General features: G+C 38.5%; 3 protein-coding genes. All 3 read left to right on the top strand.

Annotation, left to right across the window (positions count from 1 at the left end; all coding sequences use genetic code 11):
* The first annotated feature begins 58 nt into the window (after positions 1–58).
* Positions 59–229, top strand: a complete 171-nt coding sequence (locus tag KP705_RS15545) for a hypothetical protein (RefSeq protein ID WP_215764815.1) — start codon at positions 59–61, stop codon at positions 227–229.
* Positions 230–235: 6 nt separating this feature from the next.
* Positions 236–604: a hypothetical protein gene (locus KP705_RS15540; protein ID WP_215764813.1), complete on the top strand. Its 369-nt coding sequence runs from the start codon at positions 236–238 to the stop codon at positions 602–604.
* A partial coding sequence (locus KP705_RS15535; RefSeq protein WP_215764812.1) for a hypothetical protein occupies positions 601–838 on the top strand: 238 nt, incomplete at its 3' end. The genes KP705_RS15540 and KP705_RS15535, both read left to right, overlap by 4 nt.

The following is an 838-nucleotide window of genomic DNA, read 5'->3' as shown; positions in this document are numbered from 1 at the left end:
ATTTCTATCTGCTACAATAAGTTTCCAGTACCCCACAAACTGAGGGTCGGAGATTGTTATGGATATGGAAAAGAAGGAAAAATATAGAGAAATAGAGAGAGAAGTACAGAGGCTTGAAAATCTGTTCAATATAAAGGCTGTGCGATTGAAGGCACGTTATGAGACCAAGGCTATTCGTTATATGTTTGGGAATGGGGTCGAGGTTTATTGCGGTTGGGAAAAGCCTTAAGATATCATGACTTGTTTGCATGACCATTATATTGACCATTCTTTTCCTGTGAAGGATGTGAAAAGTTATAGAGATTATTTGCGTTGTCTTCCTTCGCATTCTTCTTTGTTTTTGGATTACATAGAAAGCAGGGGATATGGTTTTTTAAGATTCAACGAATATTTGAACGATGACGAGGATGATTTTTGTTACGAGTGTGTTTTTGTTAATGACAATAAAGATGAGATACGCCTTTGGGTTAAAGATTTAGAAGAATGTGACAAGGATGGTTTGTATTCGAGTATCGATAATTTAGATTTGGAAAATTGTACGTCTGATGATTTTAAAAGAAGACTCTCAACGATTTGCGAGAAATTTTTTGGATCGTTGTCATGAGTTATCAATTCGCACATTTTGAGATGCTGAGTCGTAAAGTGCTTGTAAAGCCTTCCGACAAGGCAACGAAGTCTAAGAAGTGGAATATTAAAGAGACTATAGATGAGGCTACCCGGAGAAATCCGGATGCCTGTTTGCATGTTGAAAATCCAGGCAAGCCGGTTCTCGTTTTTGGTCAGGATTTAGAAGCTCTTGAGCGTGAGCATGAGCAGGCTTGCGATGGTGCTGTTGATG

Origin of the sequence: Gluconobacter sp. P1D12_c (assembly GCF_018812105.1) — a bacterium.
Taxonomy (GTDB): domain Bacteria; phylum Pseudomonadota; class Alphaproteobacteria; order Acetobacterales; family Acetobacteraceae; genus Gluconobacter; species Gluconobacter oxydans_A.
Note: the sequence above shows the minus strand (reverse complement) of the source record. Positions and strands in the feature narration are given on the sequence as shown.

Excerpts from the sequence above, each read along its gene's own strand:
- KP705_RS15545 (WP_215764815.1), top strand. The coding sequence starts at position 59 with ATGGATATGGAAAAGAAGGAAAAATATAGAGAAATAGAGAGAGAAGTA.
- KP705_RS15540 (WP_215764813.1), top strand. The coding sequence starts at position 236 with ATGACTTGTTTGCATGACCATTATATTGACCATTCTTTTCCTGTGAAG.